Genomic DNA, 17,307 nt, shown 5'->3' with positions numbered 1-17,307 from the left:
AAACGGCAAAGGAGGGCACCATGGAACCCGTGATCGGCATTATCGGCGGCAGCGGACTTTATGACATCGCAGGACTTGAGGACGCCCACTGGCAACAGATCCAGACCCCTTGGGGTGATCCGTCCGACCAGATCCTGACCGGAACCTTGAACGGGCTGCGGCTGGCCTTTCTGCCGCGGCACGGGCGCGGACACGTTTACACCCCCAGCACCGTCCCCTACCGCGCCAACATCGACGCGCTGAAACGGCTGGGTGTCACCGATATCATCAGCCTGTCTGCCACCGGATCATTCCGCGAAGACATGGCGCCCGGTGATTTCGTGGTGATCGACCAATACATCGACCGCACGCGCCTGCGGGAAAAGACCTTCTTCGGGCCCGGCTGTGTGGCCCACGTCAGCCTTGCCCATCCCACCTGCCCGCGCCTGTCGGAAATCGTTGCGCAAGCCGCCGAAACCGCCGGTGCCCGCGTGCATCGCGGCGGCACCTATCTGGCGATGGAGGGGCCACAGTTCTCGACCCTCGCCGAATCGAAGATGTACCGCGAGGTCTGGGGCGCAGATGTCATCGGTATGACCAACATGCCCGAGGCCGCTTTGGCCCGTGAGGCCGAGATTTGCTATGCCTCGGTCGCGATGGTCACCGATTATGACAGCTGGCATCCCGATCATGGCGAAGTCTCCATCAGTCAGATCATTGAAACCATGGGCGGAAACGGCGAAAAGGCGCGCGGCACGATTCAGGCTCTGCCTAGCCTGATCCCGTCCACGCGTGAGGTCTGCCCCCATGGCTGCGACCGAGCGCTGGAATATGCCATCACGACGACCCCCGACCGGCGCGACCCCGCGCTGGTTGCCAAACTGGATGCGGTGGCGGGCCGCGTTCTAGGAGAGACCAAATGAAGACCGTGCAGGACTATATCCGCACCATCCCCGATTTTCCGAAAAAGGGCATCCAGTTCCGCGATGTGACCACGCTGTTCGCTGACCCGCGCGGGTTCCGTATGGCTGTGGACCAGCTGCTGCACCCCTTCATGGGCGCGCCCATTGATCTGGTGATTGGCCTTGAGGCCCGTGGCTTTATCCTTGGCGGCGCAGTGGCGCACCAGTTAGGCAAGGGCTTTGTCCCTGTCCGCAAAAAGGGCAAGCTGCCCGGCAAGACAATCGAGCAAGCCTACGCGCTGGAATACGGCGAAGCCGTGGTTGAACTGCATGACGATGCCATTAAAGCCGGTCAGCGCGTACTGATCGTGGACGACCTTCTGGCCACCGGCGGCACCGCCGAGGCTGGCATCAAACTGGTCGAGCGTTTGGGCGGTGTGGTTGCAGGCTGCGCCTTTGTGGTGGACCTGCCCGATCTTGGCGGCCGCAAGCGCCTAGAAGATATGGGCCACGCAGTCCATGTCCTGTGTGAATACGAAGGCGATTAATCCCATGCAGGACGCCAACGGCTTTGCGAAGGATTGGGAAGCGGCCTAGAACAGCCATGATCTAGATCGGATCATGGCGCATTACACCGATGAGATCGTGTTTCGGTCCCGCAAAGCAGTGCCGCTGGTTGGCACGGGTGAGTTACAAGGCAAGACTGCCCTTCGCGCCTATTGGCAGGCGGCGCTTGAGCGCCAACCCGATCTGCACTTCACCGTGCAAGACGTCTTTGAAGGCCACCAGATGCTGGTGATCAGCTACACCAATCATAGCGGGGTTCTTGCAACCGAGACCCTCTATTTCAACGACGGCGGACTGGTTTATCAGGCCGCCGCCTGTCATCGTGCTTAAGACGCGGCCAGAACTGCGCCGGGGTTCATGATGCCCTTGGGGTCCAGCGCCTGTTTGATCGCCCGCAAGCTGGCCAGTTTGACTGGATCGCCATAGACCTCAAGGTCTTTGACCTTCAGGCGACCGATGCCGTGCTCGGCACTGACCGAGCCGCCAAGCTCGTATACCAGATCATGGACGCCCTTTTTCACGGCACTGCGTTTATCTTCATAGTCATCGCGGGATTTCCCCTGCGCGGGGAAGATATTGTAGTGCAAATTGCCATCGCCCAAATGGCCGAAGGCGTTCACCCGCATATCGCCGATCTCGGCCATCGCGGCATTACCGCGCCGGATGAATTCAGGGATCAGCGACAAAGGCACCGAGATATCGTGGCTGGAGACCGAACCGATCAGGCGGTTCGCCTCTGGAATATTCTCGCGAATGTTCCACAGGTCAATACGCTGCTGTTCGGACTGGGCAATCAAGCCGTCGGTGACCAGATCGGCCTCGAACGCTTCCGCAAACAACGCCTCCAGCGCCTCGGCGGGATCAAGACCGCGGCCTAGGCCGATATCACACAGGACGCACCATTCAGGCGGCTCGGCGTAGGGTAGGCGCACCTGAGGCATGGTCTCGGCCAGAAAATCCCAGCCCTGACGGTGCATGATTTCAAACGCACTGATCTGCTCGCCCACATGGGCGCGGGTCATTGCCAGCAGGCCAAGGGCAGCTTCTGGGCTTGGCACCACAAACAGCGCGGTGCCTTCGTGCGCGGGCTTGGGGAACAGTTTCAGCGCCGCTGCTGTGATCACCCCCAAAGACCCTTCGGAGCCGATCATCAAGTTGCGCAGGTCATAACCGGTGTTGTCTTTGCGAAGGCGCGTCAGACCGTTCCAGATGTCGCCGTTCGGCATCACCACTTCTAGCCCAAGACACAAATCCCGCGCATTGCCATAGCGCAGCACGTTCAGACCGCCCGCGTTGGTCGCCAGATTGCCCCCGATCCGGGCCGAGCCCTTGGCCGCAATCGACAGTGGGAACAGACGGTCCACCCCATCGGCCACCCCATGCAGGTCTTGCAGAATGCAGCCTGCCTCGGCCACCAACACGTTTTCTTCGGGGTAAACGCCGCGCACCTTGTTCATCCGTTCAAGGCTAAGGATCAGGGGCTGTACGCCCTCGCCGGCGATCTGCCCGCCCACAAGCCCTGTCCCGCCGCCGTAGGGCACAACCGGAACACCAGCCTCATAAGCGATCTTCACCGCTTGGGATACCTCTTCGGTCGAGGCAGGCGCGATCAGAAACCCGCCCTCGCCCTTATAGCGGCCACGGGGCTCTTCCAGATAACGGGGTTCCAGATCGCGGAATGCAGCAGCAGGCAGAGCGTCCCGAAGGGCGCCCTCGATCATCGTGACAGGTGTCATGGGCTCTCCTATTTCGTGCCCAAGTCTTGGGCCGAAAGCGCGCGGGGTTCAAGCACCACGACCGTCGGGCGTGAGGGTAAATTGCGCAAGGAAACGTCGATCTGCACCTCGCCGTCGCGGCGAATGTCAAAGTCCTCGGCCATGCGGACCAGAAAGCCCTCTAGCGTGCTGCGCCCGAACCAATGCATCGGGATCACGATTGACGACCGCAGACGCTTTAGCATTTGGACCACTGTGTCGTGATCCAGCGTCGCGCCGCCATCTACAGCCACCATCGTCACATCCAGCCGCCCCAGCGCCGCATATTGTTCGTCCGACGGTTCATGATGCAGATGGCCCATGTGGCCGATGCACAGCCCGCCCACTTCAAAGACGAAAATCGAATTGCCAAACGGCACCGCCCCGCTGAACGACGAGCGGATATCGGTGGGGATATTGCGGATCAGCATCTCGCCCAGATCAAGGTGGTGATCCGCAAAGGCCCCCTGCCCGTCGCCCCAGCCTTTCAACACGTAGGTAATGTCGGGATCGGGGTAAGGCGTCCAATGGGTGCTGTGCGCGTTGTTCATAGTTGCCACATCAGGCACCAAACCCGCCTGCCCCAGATAGCCCGCATAATCGGTGATCGCCGTCAGCCCGCCATAGGTCTTCAGCAAGAACATCGCATGGTCGATGTAGCGGATGCGCACCGTGTATTCGTCCGCAAGCGGTTCCGAAAAGCTGGCCAGTTGCACATACTCAAGCCCCGGCGCGGCATCGGCGATGGCGATACAATGGCTTGGCCTTCGATCCTGCCCATAGGCGACCGAGGCGATCAGGGTTAGCAGGCAAGTCACTAGGGCTTTGAACGGCATGGCGCACCTCCTGTCAGCAAAGGCTAACACGGGATACGGCTTTTGGGGTGTTCACGGATCAGTCAGTGACCGCTTTTCCACGCCGGTCCAAGCGCAGCGCGGCGTAAAGCACATGATTCCGCCAACGGCCATCGATCTGCAAATAGCTTTGGGCGACGCCTTCGTATTTGAATCCGCATTTTTCAAGCACCCCGCGGGACGGGGCATTTTCCGGCAGGCAGGCAGCCTCAACGCGGCTCAGGTCCATCTTGGAGAAGGCGTGGTGGACCACAGCCTGAATCGCCTCGGTCATATATCCGCTGCGGGCAAAGGGCTCGCCGATCCAGTAGCCGATCGTGCCCATCTGAGCTGGCCCGCGCCGGATATTATCCAGCGTCAACGCCCCAAGCAGCATGTCATCATCGCGGCGCACCATGAACAGCGGCAATGCCGTGCCCTGCCCCAAGGACCGGCTGGCCCAATAGACCCTGTTCGAGAACGCTTTGCGGCTAAGGTGGTCATCGGCCCAAGTGGGCTCCCACTGGGTCAGAAATTCCCGGCTCATGAAGCGCAGGGACGACCAAGCACGATAGTCCGCATGGGTCGGCAAGCGTAATGTCATACGCTCGGTCTCCAGTCGGAACTTGCGCTTGGTCAGTAGCATCTTAGGACATTAACCGCGCTTTCAGCGAAGACAGTTCCGGTGCGTTGGAAACCGGCCCGTAAATCGCCATCGCCGATGCCGCGTTCTGCGCCATCTGGACCCCGAAATCGCGGACCGAGTCCAGCGTCACGTTGTCGATCTTCTCGACCGTTTCCGACAGGTCCGGCACACGGCCCCAGATCGAGATCATCCGCGCCAGACGCTCAGCCCTGTTCGAGGGGCTTTCCAGCCCCATCAACATCCCGGCCTTCATCTGGGCACGGGCGCGGGCGATTTCGACCTCACGCAGATCGTCGGTGATGCGGCGGATCTCATCAATGGTGACCTCGGCCAATTCGCCCAATTGCTCGGCGCTGGTGCCTGCATAGACGGTGATCATGCCGGTGTCGGAATAAGCACCTGCCTGACTGAAGATCGTGTAGCACAGGCCGCGATTCTCGCGGATTTCCTGAAACAGACGCGAGGACATGCCGCCGCCAAGGGCCGTTGCATAGACCTGCGCTGCGTAGAAATCATTGGCCATGTAGCCGGGGCTTTCAAAGGCCAGCGTGAAATGGGCCTGCTCCAGCGCTTTCACTTCGCGGCGCTCGCCCCCTTTGAACAGGGCGGGCGTTTCCACGTGCAGCGGGCGCGGCTTCATCTGGCCGAACAGCTTTTCCGCCTCGCGCACCAGAGCATCGTGATCCACGGCACCAGCAGCCGACAGGATCATCTGGCCGGGGCCATAATGTTCCTGCACAAAGCCACGCAGATCGGACTGGCTGAAATGGCGCACACGCTCGGCGGGGCCAAGGATAGTACGGCCCAAAGCCTGATCGGGGTAGGCCTCTTCCTGAAGCCAATCAAAGATCACGTCGTCGGGCGTATCCAGCGACTGGCCGATCTCTTGCAGAATGACACCGCGCTCGGTCTCGATCTCACGCTCGTCGAACACAGGGTTCAGCAGGATATCGGCGATCACGTCCAGCGCCAGCGGCACATCAGCACCAAGGACGCGGGCGTAATAGGCGGTCACCTCACGCGAGGTATAGGCGTTGATATAGCCGCCCACGTCCTCGATCACTTCGGCGATTTCCAGGGCGGTCCGCTTTTCGGTGCCTTTGAACGCCATGTGTTCAAGGAAATGGGCAATGCCGTTCTGCTCGACCCGCTCGTGACGGGCACCCGCCGTCACCCATATACCGATGGCGGCCGATTCTAGGCCGGGCATATGTTCAGTGACGATACGGAAACCGTTTGAGAGGGTGTGGGTCTGGACTGTCAAAGGTGAATCCGGTCCTTGATAAGCGTTTCGATGGCGGTCAGGTCGTTCGCGACCCGAGTCACACGTTCCGACCGCTCATACAGGTCCGCCATGCGCGGGGGAAGAGCCGGACGCACGCCGGTGGCCTCTTCGACCGCATCGGGGAACTTTGCCGGATGCGCTGTTGCCAAAGTGACCATCGGCGAGGTCCCCATGTGCTGTTCGGCCACGTGAACCCCAACTGCGCTGTGTGGGCACAGCAGTTCCTGACTATGGGCCAGAGTGCGCTTGATGGTCGCCAGCGTCTCCTCTTCCGAGCAGCGGCCGCTGTCGAAATGTTCGCGCAGGGTTTGCAGGGCGCCTTGGCTGACCTTGAAGCCACCCGCCTTCAGCTCGTCCATCAGTTGCGCTACGGCAGTGCCGTCACGGCCATACGCATCAAACAGAGCACGTTCAAAGTTCGACGACACCTGAATATCCATCGACGGGCTGATCGAGGGGATCACGCCATCGACCATGTATTCACTGGTCGACAGGCAACGGTGCAGAATGTCGTTCTGGTTGGTCGCAACGACCAGACGGTCAATCGGCAGGCCCATGCGCTTGGCGATATAGCCCGCGAAAATATCACCGAAGTTGCCGGTCGGCACGGTGAAGCTGACCTTGCGATGGGGCGCACCCAGCGCAACAGCCGAAGTGAAGTAGTAGACGACCTGCGCCAGCACACGCGCCCAGTTGATGCTGTTCACGCCTGCCAGCTTAACGCCATCACGGAATTCGAAGTCGTTGAACATGTCCTTCACGCGGGCCTGACAGTCATCAAAGTGACCGTCTAGGGCCAGCGCGTGAACGTTATCCTCCGAAGGGGTGGTCATCTGGCGACGCTGCACCTCGGACACGCGGCCATGGGGGTACATGATGAACACGTCCACAGCGTCCAGACCGCGGAAGGCCTCGATCGCGGCAGAGCCGGTATCGCCCGAAGTCGCGCCGACGATGGTCACGCGGCTGCCACGGCGCTTGAGTTCAAACTCGAACAGCTGACCGATCAGCTGCATGGCGAAGTCTTTGAAGGCCAAGGTCGGGCCGTGGAACAGCTCGCACAGGAAATGGCCGGAGGCCAGTTGCTTCAGAGGTGCGCGGGCGTCATGGCCGAAGCCTGCATAGGCGCGCTCGATGATGCCGCGGAATTCGTCATCGGTGAAGGCCGTGCCAAGGAAGGGGCGCATTACGCGGAAAGCCACCTCTTCGTAGGGCAGACCAGCCAGCGCCGCGATGTCTTTGGCCTTCATGGTGGGGATCTCGGCGGGGACATAGAGACCACCGTCGCGGGCAAGGCCCGTCAGCATGGCCTCATCAAAGGTCAGCGTCGGCGCGGTGCCGCGGGTCGAGATATACTGCATCAGTCGGGCCTTTCATTCTTGGTCCTACGGCTTTGCCACAGGATAAAGCCAATGCCTACTACCCAGATCGCCGCAAAGCTGAACCAGGTGACGGCGTATTCAAGGTGATTGTTCGGGATGCCACTGGTGTCCACCGGCCAAGGGGTCACGCGGGGGCTGTCGTAATCTGTCTCGCGCAGGACCAGCAAAAACGGCTCTGCCTTCAGAACTTGCGCCATTTGCGGAACGTCACGGGCGAACCATGTATTCGCCGCAAGATCGTTTTCAGGGGTGAAACTGTCCCGCTCTTCGGGCCAGTGCAGATTCGCAATGATGGTCGCATCGTGCGCAGGCCGGACATCATCATGGGCAGTGATACCCACAAAGCCGCGATCCAACATCAGGCGGCGACCGCCGTCCGTTTCAAAGGCCGAGATCACGCGATAGCCCGCGCCCTGCCCTCGGGCCGAGGCCAGAACCAGAATCTCGTCCTCGGTCACGCGGCCATGGGCCGTGACGGCCAGAAAGCGGTCTGCTTCGGGATCGGGGTTGGCAGGAACGGCTACGGGATCGCGATAGATCTGACCTTCGATCTCAGCCAGAATCGCCTGCTTCCAATGCAAACGCTCGACCTGCCAGCTGCCCAGAAAAAGCAAAGCCGCAGCTCCGATCACTCCGATCACAAGCAGGACGATAGGTCGACGCATCAAAAGCCTTTCAAACGCAAACAAGGCGCGCAAAACCTGCGCGCCTTGTGTGTTATTCTTTTAGGCCGGATTTTCAACCGGCAACTGCAGCTTCGCGCTTATGCGCCGCCCCAGATGTAGACAGCTGCGAACAGGAACAGCCACACAACGTCAACGAAGTGCCAGTACCAAGCCGCTGCCTCGAAACCGATGTGGTTTTCGGGGGTGAAGTGACCGCGCACGGTGCGCAGGTAGCAGATGAACAGGAAGATGGTGCCAACGATCACGTGGAAGCCGTGGAAGCCGGTCGCCATGAAGAAGTTCGCGCCGTAGATGTTGCCAGCAAAGCCGAAAGCCGCGTGGCTGTATTCATACGCCTGGAAGACGGTGAAGATCACACCCAGAACGACCGACAGCAGCAGGCCCGACTTGATGTCTTTACGGTTGTTCTCGTGCACCAGTGCGTGGTGCGCCCAAGTGCATGCCGCGCCCGAGCAGAGCAGGATCAGGGTGTTGATCAGGGGCAGGTGCCAGGGATCGAACACTTCGATGCCTTCGGGGGGCCAAACGCCACCGATGGCAGGCATCGGGTACATGGCGTGCTTGAAGAACGACCAGAACCATGCAGCGAAGAACATAATTTCGGACATGATGAACAGGATAAAGCCGTAGCGCAGACCGATCTGAACGACGGGGGTGTGATCGCCCGCGAAGTTTTCAGAGATGGTGTCCGACCACCAGGCAAACATGACGTAGAGAACGCCAACGAAGCCAATCGCGAACATCCAAGGGCCGTGTTCTTTCATCCAAAGGACAGCGCCGAACAGCATGATGAAGCCAGCGACCGCACCCAGGAAGGGCCAGATCGAAGGGGGCAGAACGTGGTAGTCGTGGTTTTTTGCGTGCGCCATGGCAGTTCCCTCGTTGGAAGGCTTAGTTAATTTCTGTGTTTGTTTCGGTCTTGAGTGCCGCCTGATAATCAGTATCGGCTAGATCCATCTCATGGAAGGTATACGAGAGTGTGATGTGCTTGGCGTATTTCGCCTCAGCGTCATCGACAATCTCGGGGTCCACGTAGAAGGTCACAGGCATCTCGACCCGTTCACCGGGCTGAAGCACCTGCTCGGTAAAGCAGAAGCAATCGATCTTTACAAAGTATCCACCGGTCGAGAACGGCGCCACATTATAGCTGGCAGTGCCCGCGACCACGCGGTCAGTGGGGTTGTAGGCCTCATAAAAAGCCAGACCGGTTTCGCCGATGCGAATCTCCATCTCGCGCTGCATGGGTTTGAACTCCCACGGCATGTCGCGCTCTAGCGAGGCATCGAATTTGATGGTGATGGTCTGATCAAGGATTTCATCCGAGGCGCTGTCGGCCACGGCCACTTCGCCACCAAAACCGGTGACGCGGCAGAACAAGTCATAAGCGGGTACCGCAAGCCAAGCCAGCGCGCCCATGAAGACGACGACACCAACCAGACGCAGAACCGTTTTATTCTTGTTATCCATCACTTGTTGCTCCCTTGGGGAACCATATCGATGCGCTGAGTGTGGTCAAAGCCTTGCAGGCTGCCACCACGCTCGACCTTCACAACCGTCAGCAGGAACACCAGCGCGACAAAGCCCACAAGGACCAGTCCCACACCGATGTTACGCCCTTTGCGACGCTTGTGCAGTTCGTGATCGGGACGGAAGGTCATAGCAGTCCACCGAAGGTGACGCCCATGCGCATCAGCACAGCATCAGCAAGAATCGCACCGAAGTGCAGGAAGAGGTACAGCAGCGACAGCTTGAAGAAGCTTTTCTCGGCCGCGTAGTTGTCCGCCTCGGCAACCTCTTCGTCACGGCGCAGGATCGTCCACGCGCCCTTGATGAACAGCAGGTTCAGAACAACAGCCGCAGCCCAGTAAACTGGGCCACCCAGCGAAGTAAAGCCGGTGCCGATAGCCAATCCGGCCAGCAGCAGCGTGTAGCCGAAGATCTGCTGACGGGTCACCTTGCGGCCGTGCGTCACGGTCAGCATGGGCACTTTGGCTTCGGAGTAGTCAGACTTCATGAACAGCGCCAGCGCCCAGAAGTGGGGCGGGGTCCAGAAGAAGACCAGAGCGAACATCATGATGCTCTCGATCGAAACGCCGCCCGTGGCCACAGCCCAGCCGATCATCGGAGGGAAGGCACCCGCAGCACCGCCAATGACGATGTTCTGCGGAGTCGAACGCTTGAGCCACATCGAGTAGATCACGACGTAGAAGAAGATGGTGAAGGCCAGCAGCGCACCTGCGACGATGTTCGACGCCAGCGCCAGCATGATCACCGAAATACCGGACAGCGCCAGACCCAGTGCCAGTGCCTCTTCGGCGCCGACTTTGCCCGAGGGAATCGGACGGCTTTGGGTGCGCTTCATGATGCGGTCGATGTCCGCATCCCACCACATGTTCAGGGCGCCCGATGCGCCACCGCCCAATGCGATGAAAAGAATCGCCGCGAATCCTTCGACCGGGTGAACCGAGCCGGGGGCGACAAGCAGGCCAACCAACGCGGTAAAGACCACCAGCGACATCACACGCGGCTTGAGCAGCGCAAAGTAGTCGCCAAAGCTGGCTTCACGGGTCTGGCTATCGAAGCTGGTATCGCTCATTTAGCGGGATCCTGACAATTCGAGTGAATGAGTTCCGGGCCTCTGATCGCTCATCTCGCCGGTGCGGCGGGTCAGAGCGATGCGAGAGGCCCGTGAAAGGTCTTAGTTGGCCGAAGCTACCTGGTAAGGCTGGGGCAGACCGGCGTATTCCTCGATCGCGCCATCCAGCCACTTCTGGTACTCTTCTTCGCTAACCACTTTGACGGTGATCGGCATGTAAGCGTGGTCCTTGCCGCACAGTTCCGAACACTGACCGAAGTAGACACCTTCTTTTTCAGCGTTGAACCACAGTTCTGCCAGACGGCCGGGAACCGCGTCCTGCTTTACGCCGAAGGCAGGAATGGTCCAGCTGTGGATCACGTCTGCGCCGGTCACCTGCATCACGACGGTCTTACCAACGGGCACGACAACAGCGGTGTCGGTGGCCAGCAGGTATTCATCGTCGTTGTAGCCGTAGTCAGCCAGTTCTTCGCGGGGCAGCATGAAGCTGTCGAAGGCGAATTCGTGATCAACGTATTCGTAGCCCCAGTACCACTGGTAGCCGGTCACCTTGATAGTGATGTCCGCCTCGGGGATCTCCTGCTGCTTGAACAGCACGGGCAGCGAGAACGAGCCGATGAAGACCAGAATCACGATCGGAACGATGGTCCATGCCACTTCCAGCGGCGAGTTGTGGGTAAAGGTCGCGGGGGTCTTGTTGGTTTTGCTGTTATAGCGAACCATGATGTAGACCATCAGCGCCGACACGAACAGGGTGATGAAGGTGATGATCACCAGTACCATGCTGTCGAGCCAGTGCAGGTCACGCGCCAGTTCGGTTGCGGCAGGCTGAAAACCGTAGGCCCCGTCGGTCGGGCGACCGATGATTTCCAGTCCTTCCTGAGCGAAAGCAGGAAGAGGCAGCATGAGGGCCAGAGCGGCCAGCATTTTGGTCAGAAGTCGCATGTTACACCCTGATCTAGTTCGGCATTGCGCACGTTAGTTGCGAAGCAGCCCTTCGACGGCGGGCTAATTCGGAATCCATTTGTATTCCGAACAGCAAGAACCATATTCTGGACTGCGAAACAAGATAGCGGACCGCGTCAAACGGCCGCTTTTTTGATCTAAATCAACTGCGCCCTAGCCGGAGTCCCTATGTCAACTGACACTTTCCGCCCATTCGAGACCATGATCGACCGAGAAAACGCACTGCGTCAACTGCGTGAAACGGTCAACGGGGCCGACGACGGAGAGCTTTTTCTAGAGCGTCGCCGCTCTGAGGTCGTCGCCTACGACGATGGTCGGTTGCGGACGGCCAGCTATGACGCCAGCGAGGGATTCGGCCTGCGTGCTGTGCGCGGCGAAGTTGCCGGATACGCCCACAGCACCGAAATCACCGAAGGCACCCTTGGCCGCGCCTCGGAAACCGCGCGTCTTGCGGTGGGTGACGGCGGCGGCACTCTGGCCCTGCCGCCCGAGGGAACCAACCGCAGACTCTATAGTGACATTGATCCGGTCGAAGAGGTCGCCTTCAGCACTCGGGTCGACCTGCTGAAAGAGATCGACGCCTATCTGCGGGCCAAAGACAAGCGCGTGGTTCAGGTCACGGCCAGCCTCTCGGCCAGCCTGCAAGAAGTAGAAATCCTGCGTCCCGAAGGACATAGCGTTACCGACATCCGTCCGATGGTGCGGCTGAATATCTCGTGCATCGTTGATCAGGACGGACGTCGCGAATCCGGCAGCGCCGGTGGCGGCGGGCGTCACGGGCTCTCGCCCTTGATGGATGCGGGCCACTGGAAATCTGTCGCTGATGAGGCGCTGCGGGTGGCCATTGTGAACCTTGACGCGGTCCCTGCCCCCGCGGGCGTGATGGATATTGTGCTTGGGCCAGGCTGGCCGGGCATCCTGCTGCATGAAGCTGTGGGTCACGGCCTTGAAGGCGATTTCAACCGCAAAGGCAGCAGCGCCTTTGCAGGTCTGATGGGCCAGCAGGTGGCGGCCAAGGGCGTGACCGTGCTGGATGATGGCACGATTCCCGACCGCCGCGGCAGCATCACCATCGATGATGAGGGCACCCCCAGCGCGAAAAACGTCCTGATCGAGGACGGCATTCTGACCGGTTATATGCAGGATCGCCAGAACGCCCGCCTCATGGGCGTCAAACCCACGGGCAACGGTCGCCGCGAGAGCCATGCCCATATTCCAATGCCACGCATGACGAACACCTACATGCTCGGCGGTGATTCCCGCCCCGAGGATCTGGTCGCCAGCATGAAAGACGGCATCTACGCCGTGGGCTTTGGCGGTGGTCAGGTGGATATCACCAACGGCAAGTTCGTTTTCTCCTGCACCGAAGCGTATCGCGTGCAGAACGGCATCGTCGGCGCTCCGATCAAGGGGGCGACGCTGATTGGCGATGGCGCGACTGCCCTGCGTAATATCCGTGGGACTGGCAATGATATGGCACTGGACCCCGGCATGGGCAATTGCGGCAAGCAAGGTCAGTGGGTGCCTGTTGGCGTCGGCCAGCCCAGCTTGCTGATTGGCGGCCTGACCATCGGCGGCTCGGCTGTCTGATCGATTCAGTCGGCCAATTTTAACCAGTGGTTAACCGTGGGTGGGGTACATCTGATTCCGCAAGATGGCGGAGGTCAGATGTCCCACACACCACTCACTTCCAGTCCCCACCCACTCCCACCCACCACGGAAGGCGAGCGGGCATTATGGCTCCGCCTCTTGCGCTCGCGTCGCGTTGGCATCGCGACGTTCTACCGGCTATTGCAGGAACATGGCAGCGCCGAGGCTGCATTGGTGGCCTTACCCGGCATCGCCGCAGCAGCTGGCGTGGAGAGTTATGAGATTTGTCCCGAATCCGTTGTGCGCGCAGAACTGAATGCGGCGCGAAAGCTAGGGGCGGTGATGCTGTGTATCGGCGATCCCGCCTATCCGCGCCAACTCAAAGATTTGCCCGATGCGCCGCCCATTCTCTGGGCCTTGGGTGATCTTTCCTTGCTGACACGCCCGATGGTTTCCCTTGTTGGTGCGCGCAACGCCTCATCCCTAGGGCTGCGCATGGCCCGGAAATTGGGGCAAGAGCTGGCGGCGGCAAACTATGTGGTTGTTTCGGGTCTGGCGCGAGGGATCGATACCGCCGCCCATGAAGGCGCAATGGATCACGGGACCATCGCGGTGATCGGCGGCGGGCTGGATACATTTTACCCGCCCGAGAATACAGAGCTTCAGAAAAGGATCGCCCAATCAGGGTTACTGCTATCGGAAACGCCGATGGGGATGCAGGCCACCGCCCGTCACTTTCCCGCCCGCAATCGCATCATCGCCGCACTTTCCAGCGCGATTGTTGTGACGGAGGCCGCCGCCAAATCGGGCAGCCTGATCACCGCCCGCAACGCCCTTGATCTGGGGCGCGAAGTGCTGGCGGTGCCCGGTCACCCGATGGATGCGCGGGCGGCTGGCTGCAATATGCTGCTGCGGGACGGTGCCACTTTGATCCGCCATGCCGAAGATGTGATTGAGGCATTGGGGCCGCTGCACACGCCAGATCTGCCGTTGCAGGAACCACCCGCACCGCCCCCCTCTCCGCCCAAGGACAAGCGCAGCCGGAAAGAGACCTTTGCCCTGCATAAACTGATCCTGAACCGCCTTGGCCCCGCCCCATTGGCCGAAGACCAGCTGATCCGCGACGTTAAAGCAAAGGCAAGCGAAGTGGCTCCGGCCCTGCTGGATCTGGAATTGGACGGTCAGATCGAGCGCCAGACAGGAGGGTTGCTGTCAAGACGCGCATAAGGGGTCAGGAATGCCGGTAGAAGCCAAGATCATTGACATTATACACTTGCACCCCACATGTTGCGCCGCCATACGCCCATGGAAAGCAGTGCAAGAGGTCCAGAGATATGCCCGTTGTCGTCGTCGAGTCTCCGGCAAAAGCCAAGACCATCAACAAATACCTCGGCAAAGATTTCACCGTGCTTGCCTCCTACGGCCATGTCCGCGACCTTCCGGCCAAGAACGGCTCGGTCGATACCGATGCGGATTTCGCCATGACGTGGGAGGTCGGGAACGACTCGAAAAAGCACGTCAAAGCGATCGCTGACGCCCTGAAAGACGACGACACACTGATCCTCGCGACCGACCCTGATCGCGAAGGAGAGGCAATCAGCTGGCACCTGCAGGAAACCCTGACCAAGCGCCGCGCGATCAAGAAAACGACCGAAGTAAAGCGCGTGGTCTTCAACGCGATCACCAAAACCGCTGTCACCGAGGCGATGAAAAACCCCCGCGATGTGGACCAGCCGCTGGTCGAGGCCTATCTGGCCCGTCGCGCGCTGGACTATCTGGTGGGCTTTAACCTCTCGCCGGTCCTTTGGCGCAAACTGCCTGGCGCTCGTAGCGCGGGACGCGTGCAGTCGGTCTGCCTGCGCCTCATCGTTGAGCGCGAGATGGAGATCGAAGCCTTCCACGCCCGCGAATACTGGTCGGTCAAAGCACTGCTGGCCAACGCCCGTGGTCAGGAATTCGAGGCACGCCTAACCGTTCTTGGCGGCCAAAAGCTGGACAAATACGATCTGGCCAATGCCACCTCTGCCGAAATGGCCGTGCAGGCGATCAACAGCCGCGATCTGAAGGTGCAGTCGGTCGAGGCCAAGCCCGCTAGCCGCAACCCCTCGGCGCCCTTTATGACTTCGACCCTGCAGCAGGAAGCCAGCCGCAAGTTCGGTATGGGTGCGCGGCAGACAATGAACGCGGCGCAGCGTCTCTATGAGGCGGGGCACATCACCTATATGCGTACAGACGGCATCGATATGGCGCCCGAGGCCGTGATGGCCACCCGTGATGCGATCAAAAAACGCTATGGGGACGAATACGTCCCCAAGTCGCCGCGTATGTATAAAAACAAGGCGAAGAACGCGCAGGAAGCCCACGAATGTATCCGCCCGACCGATATGTTCAAGGACGCAGCCGCGCTGAAGCTGACCGATGCGGACCAGCGTAAGCTGTATGACCTGATCTGGAAGCGGACCATCGCCTGCCAGATGGAAAGCGCGCGTCTTGAACGGACCGTGGTCGATATCGCCAGCGCCGACCAGCAGGTGATCCTGCGGGCGAACGGTCAGGTCGTGCTGTTTGACGGCTTCCTCAAGGTCTATGAGGAAGGCCGCGACGATGTGGTGGATGACGACGACAACCGCCTGCCCCACCTGACCGAAGGCGAAAAGGCCGAGAAGCGCAAAGTCGAGCCCGAACAGCACTTTACCCAGCCCCCGCCCCGCTACACCGAGGCAACGCTGGTCAAGCGCATGGAAGAGCTCGGCATTGGCCGCCCCTCGACCTACGCCAGCATCGTGACCACGATTCAGGACCGCGAGTACGTCACCAAGGACAAGAACCGCCTGATCCCTGAGGATAAGGGGCGGATTGTTACGATCTTCTTGCTGAACTTCTTCAAACGCTACGTGGAATACGATTTCACCGCCGCGCTGGAAGAGGAACTGGATGATGTCAGCGCAGGCGAGCGTGACTATAAGGAACTGCTCGGCCGGTTCTGGCGCGATTTCCACGCGGCCATCGAAGAAACCAGCGAGCTGCGCATTGCCGAAGTGCTGGATGTTCTGGACGACGCGCTTGCGCCCCAACTGTATCCGCCGCGCGAAGATGGCACCGACCCGCGCAGCTGCCCCCTTTGCAGCGAGGGCAAACTGCACCTGAAAACCTCGCGCACTGGCGGGTTTGTCGGCTGCTCGAACTACCCCGAATGCCGTTACACCCGCCCCATTGGCGGCGGTGAAGAGGAAGCGGGCGATCGTGTTCTGGGTGAAGACGACAACGGCATTGAGATCAGCCTGCGCTCGGGCCGCTTCGGCCCCTACGTCCAGCGCGGTGAAGCGACGGCAGAACAGCCCAAGCCTGACCGCGCCAGCCTGCCCAAGGGCTGGAGCAAGGACGATCTGGATCTGGATAAGGCGCTGCTGCTGCTAAGCCTGCCCCGCGAAGTCGGTGCCCACCCCGAAGATGGCGAGATGATCGAGGCTGGCATTGGCCGCTACGGTCCATACGTCAAACACGGCAAGCTTTACGCGAACCTCAAAGAGGTGGACGACGTCTTTACCATCGGCATGAACCGCGCCGTGGAAGAGCTGGCGAAAAAGGCAGAAAGCCGTGGTCGCCGTGGCGGCGCTGCAACCGCCAAGCCTTTGAAAGAGCTGGGGGATCACCCCGATGGCGGGGCAATGAACGTCTATGACGGTCGTTATGGGCCCTACGTGAAATGGGAAAAGGTGAACGCCACCCTGCCCAAAGACGTGGACCCCCAAGCGATGACCGCCGAGATGGCGATTGAGCTTGTGAACGCCAAAGCCAAGAAGGGCGGCGCCAAGAAAAAGGCGGCCCCCAAGAAAGCTGCGGCCAAGAAAACCACCGCCAAAAAGGCTCCTGCCAAGAAATCGACCAAAGCGGCGAACGATAGCGCCGAATAAGGTCGCCTACCTCGTAACGTCACATGCCGTAGCGCAATACTGCGCTGCGGCATTTTATTGACTCATCCTCTGCCCTTGGCCACAGTCGCGCCAAGGATACGGAGGACTTTATATGAACAAAGTGTATGGCAGCGCGTCGGAGGCTCTTGAAGGGCTGCTGCGCGACGACATGCTGATTGCGGCAGGGGGCTTTGGCCTTTGCGGGAT

At 60.3% G+C, this 17,307-nt stretch carries 16 protein-coding genes and 2 pseudogenes; 7 read left to right on the top strand and 11 right to left on the bottom strand.

The annotated features are described in order from the left end of the window. Positions 1 to 20 precede the first annotated feature (20 nt). The 3 genes and pseudogenes from CLV74_RS21400 to CLV74_RS21390 all read left to right on the top strand — a co-directional run. Entirely contained in the window at positions 21 to 902 is an 882-nt protein-coding gene (locus CLV74_RS21400; protein WP_106268786.1) for an S-methyl-5'-thioadenosine phosphorylase, read from the top strand. After that, the gene (locus CLV74_RS21395; RefSeq protein WP_106268784.1) at positions 899 to 1,429 is read left to right on the top strand and encodes an adenine phosphoribosyltransferase; all 531 of its coding nucleotides are present in this window, start codon (positions 899 to 901) and stop codon (positions 1,427 to 1,429) included. Before CLV74_RS21400 ends, CLV74_RS21395 begins: the two co-directional genes overlap by 4 nt. A gap of 61 nt (positions 1,430 to 1,490) precedes the next feature. Continuing rightward, positions 1,491 to 1,778, top strand: a pseudogene (locus CLV74_RS21390) (nuclear transport factor 2 family protein); the annotation flags it as partial. Here CLV74_RS21390 and CLV74_RS21385 read toward each other — a convergent pair. The 11 genes from CLV74_RS21385 to coxB form a co-directional block, all read right to left on the bottom strand. After that, on the bottom strand, positions 1,775 to 3,184 hold the full coding sequence (locus CLV74_RS21385; RefSeq protein WP_106268782.1) for an FAD-binding oxidoreductase: 1,410 nt from the start codon (positions 3,182 to 3,184) through the stop codon (positions 1,775 to 1,777). The pseudogene CLV74_RS21390 and the gene CLV74_RS21385 overlap by 4 nt on opposite strands. 8 nt (positions 3,185 to 3,192) lie before the next feature. Then, complete coding sequence (locus CLV74_RS21380; RefSeq protein ID WP_106268780.1) at positions 3,193 to 4,038, bottom strand: MBL fold metallo-hydrolase; 846 nt, start codon at positions 4,036 to 4,038, stop codon at positions 3,193 to 3,195. Between the two features lie 58 nt (positions 4,039 to 4,096). Next, positions 4,097 to 4,681 (bottom strand): GNAT family N-acetyltransferase, encoded by a 585-nt coding sequence (locus CLV74_RS21375; RefSeq protein ID WP_106268778.1) that lies wholly within the window; start codon positions 4,679 to 4,681, stop codon positions 4,097 to 4,099. A 1-nt stretch (position 4,682) separates the two neighbouring features. After that, the gene (locus CLV74_RS21370; RefSeq protein ID WP_106268776.1) at positions 4,683 to 5,945 is read right to left on the bottom strand and encodes a M16 family metallopeptidase; all 1,263 of its coding nucleotides are present in this window, start codon (positions 5,943 to 5,945) and stop codon (positions 4,683 to 4,685) included. Then, entirely contained in the window at positions 5,942 to 7,327 is a 1,386-nt protein-coding gene (thrC, locus tag CLV74_RS21365) for a threonine synthase (RefSeq protein ID WP_106268774.1), read from the bottom strand. Before thrC ends, CLV74_RS21370 begins: the two co-directional genes overlap by 4 nt. Continuing rightward, positions 7,327 to 8,013, bottom strand: coding sequence for an SURF1 family protein (locus tag CLV74_RS21360; RefSeq protein WP_106268805.1), 687 nt, complete (start codon positions 8,011 to 8,013; stop codon positions 7,327 to 7,329). Before CLV74_RS21360 ends, thrC begins: the two co-directional genes overlap by 1 nt. Before the next feature lie 98 nt (positions 8,014 to 8,111). Then, positions 8,112 to 8,903, bottom strand: coding sequence for a cytochrome c oxidase subunit 3 (locus tag CLV74_RS21355; RefSeq protein WP_106268772.1), 792 nt, complete (start codon positions 8,901 to 8,903; stop codon positions 8,112 to 8,114). Between the two features lie 22 nt (positions 8,904 to 8,925). After that, positions 8,926 to 9,501, bottom strand: coding sequence for a cytochrome c oxidase assembly protein (locus tag CLV74_RS21350; RefSeq protein ID WP_106268770.1), 576 nt, complete (start codon positions 9,499 to 9,501; stop codon positions 8,926 to 8,928). Further along, positions 9,501 to 9,692: a hypothetical protein gene (locus tag CLV74_RS21345; RefSeq protein ID WP_106268768.1), complete on the bottom strand. Its 192-nt coding sequence runs from the start codon at positions 9,690 to 9,692 to the stop codon at positions 9,501 to 9,503. Before CLV74_RS21345 ends, CLV74_RS21350 begins: the two co-directional genes overlap by 1 nt. Then, positions 9,689 to 10,630 carry a heme o synthase gene (gene cyoE / locus CLV74_RS21340; protein ID WP_106268766.1) on the bottom strand — a complete coding sequence of 314 codons (942 nt, stop codon included), beginning with the start codon at positions 10,628 to 10,630 and terminating at the stop codon, positions 9,689 to 9,691. The genes CLV74_RS21345 and cyoE overlap by 4 nt, the downstream gene beginning before the upstream one ends. A 102-nt stretch (positions 10,631 to 10,732) precedes the next feature. After that, the gene (gene coxB / locus CLV74_RS21335; RefSeq protein ID WP_106268763.1) at positions 10,733 to 11,575 is read right to left on the bottom strand and encodes a cytochrome c oxidase subunit II; all 843 of its coding nucleotides are present in this window, start codon (positions 11,573 to 11,575) and stop codon (positions 10,733 to 10,735) included. A 189-nt stretch (positions 11,576 to 11,764) separates the two neighbouring features. Here coxB and tldD point away from each other — a divergent pair, with 189 nt between their 5' ends. The 4 genes and pseudogenes from tldD to CLV74_RS23285 all read left to right on the top strand — a co-directional run. Beyond that, positions 11,765 to 13,186, top strand: coding sequence for a metalloprotease TldD (tldD, locus tag CLV74_RS21330; RefSeq protein ID WP_106268761.1), 1,422 nt, complete (start codon positions 11,765 to 11,767; stop codon positions 13,184 to 13,186). A 78-nt stretch (positions 13,187 to 13,264) separates the two neighbouring features. After that, positions 13,265 to 14,413 (top strand): DNA-processing protein DprA, encoded by a 1,149-nt coding sequence (gene dprA, locus CLV74_RS21325; protein ID WP_106268759.1) that lies wholly within the window; start codon positions 13,265 to 13,267, stop codon positions 14,411 to 14,413. A gap of 107 nt (positions 14,414 to 14,520) precedes the next feature. Beyond that, entirely contained in the window at positions 14,521 to 17,100 is a 2,580-nt protein-coding gene (topA, locus tag CLV74_RS21320) for a type I DNA topoisomerase (RefSeq protein WP_106268757.1), read from the top strand. Between the two features lie 112 nt (positions 17,101 to 17,212). Further along, positions 17,213 to 17,307, top strand: a pseudogene (locus CLV74_RS23285) (succinyl-CoA--3-ketoacid-CoA transferase); the annotation flags it as partial.

The sequence above is a fragment of the Donghicola tyrosinivorans genome (genome assembly GCF_003003355.1).
Classification (GTDB): domain Bacteria; phylum Pseudomonadota; class Alphaproteobacteria; order Rhodobacterales; family Rhodobacteraceae; genus Donghicola; species Donghicola tyrosinivorans.
This window is presented reverse-complemented; position numbering and strand designations above follow the sequence as displayed.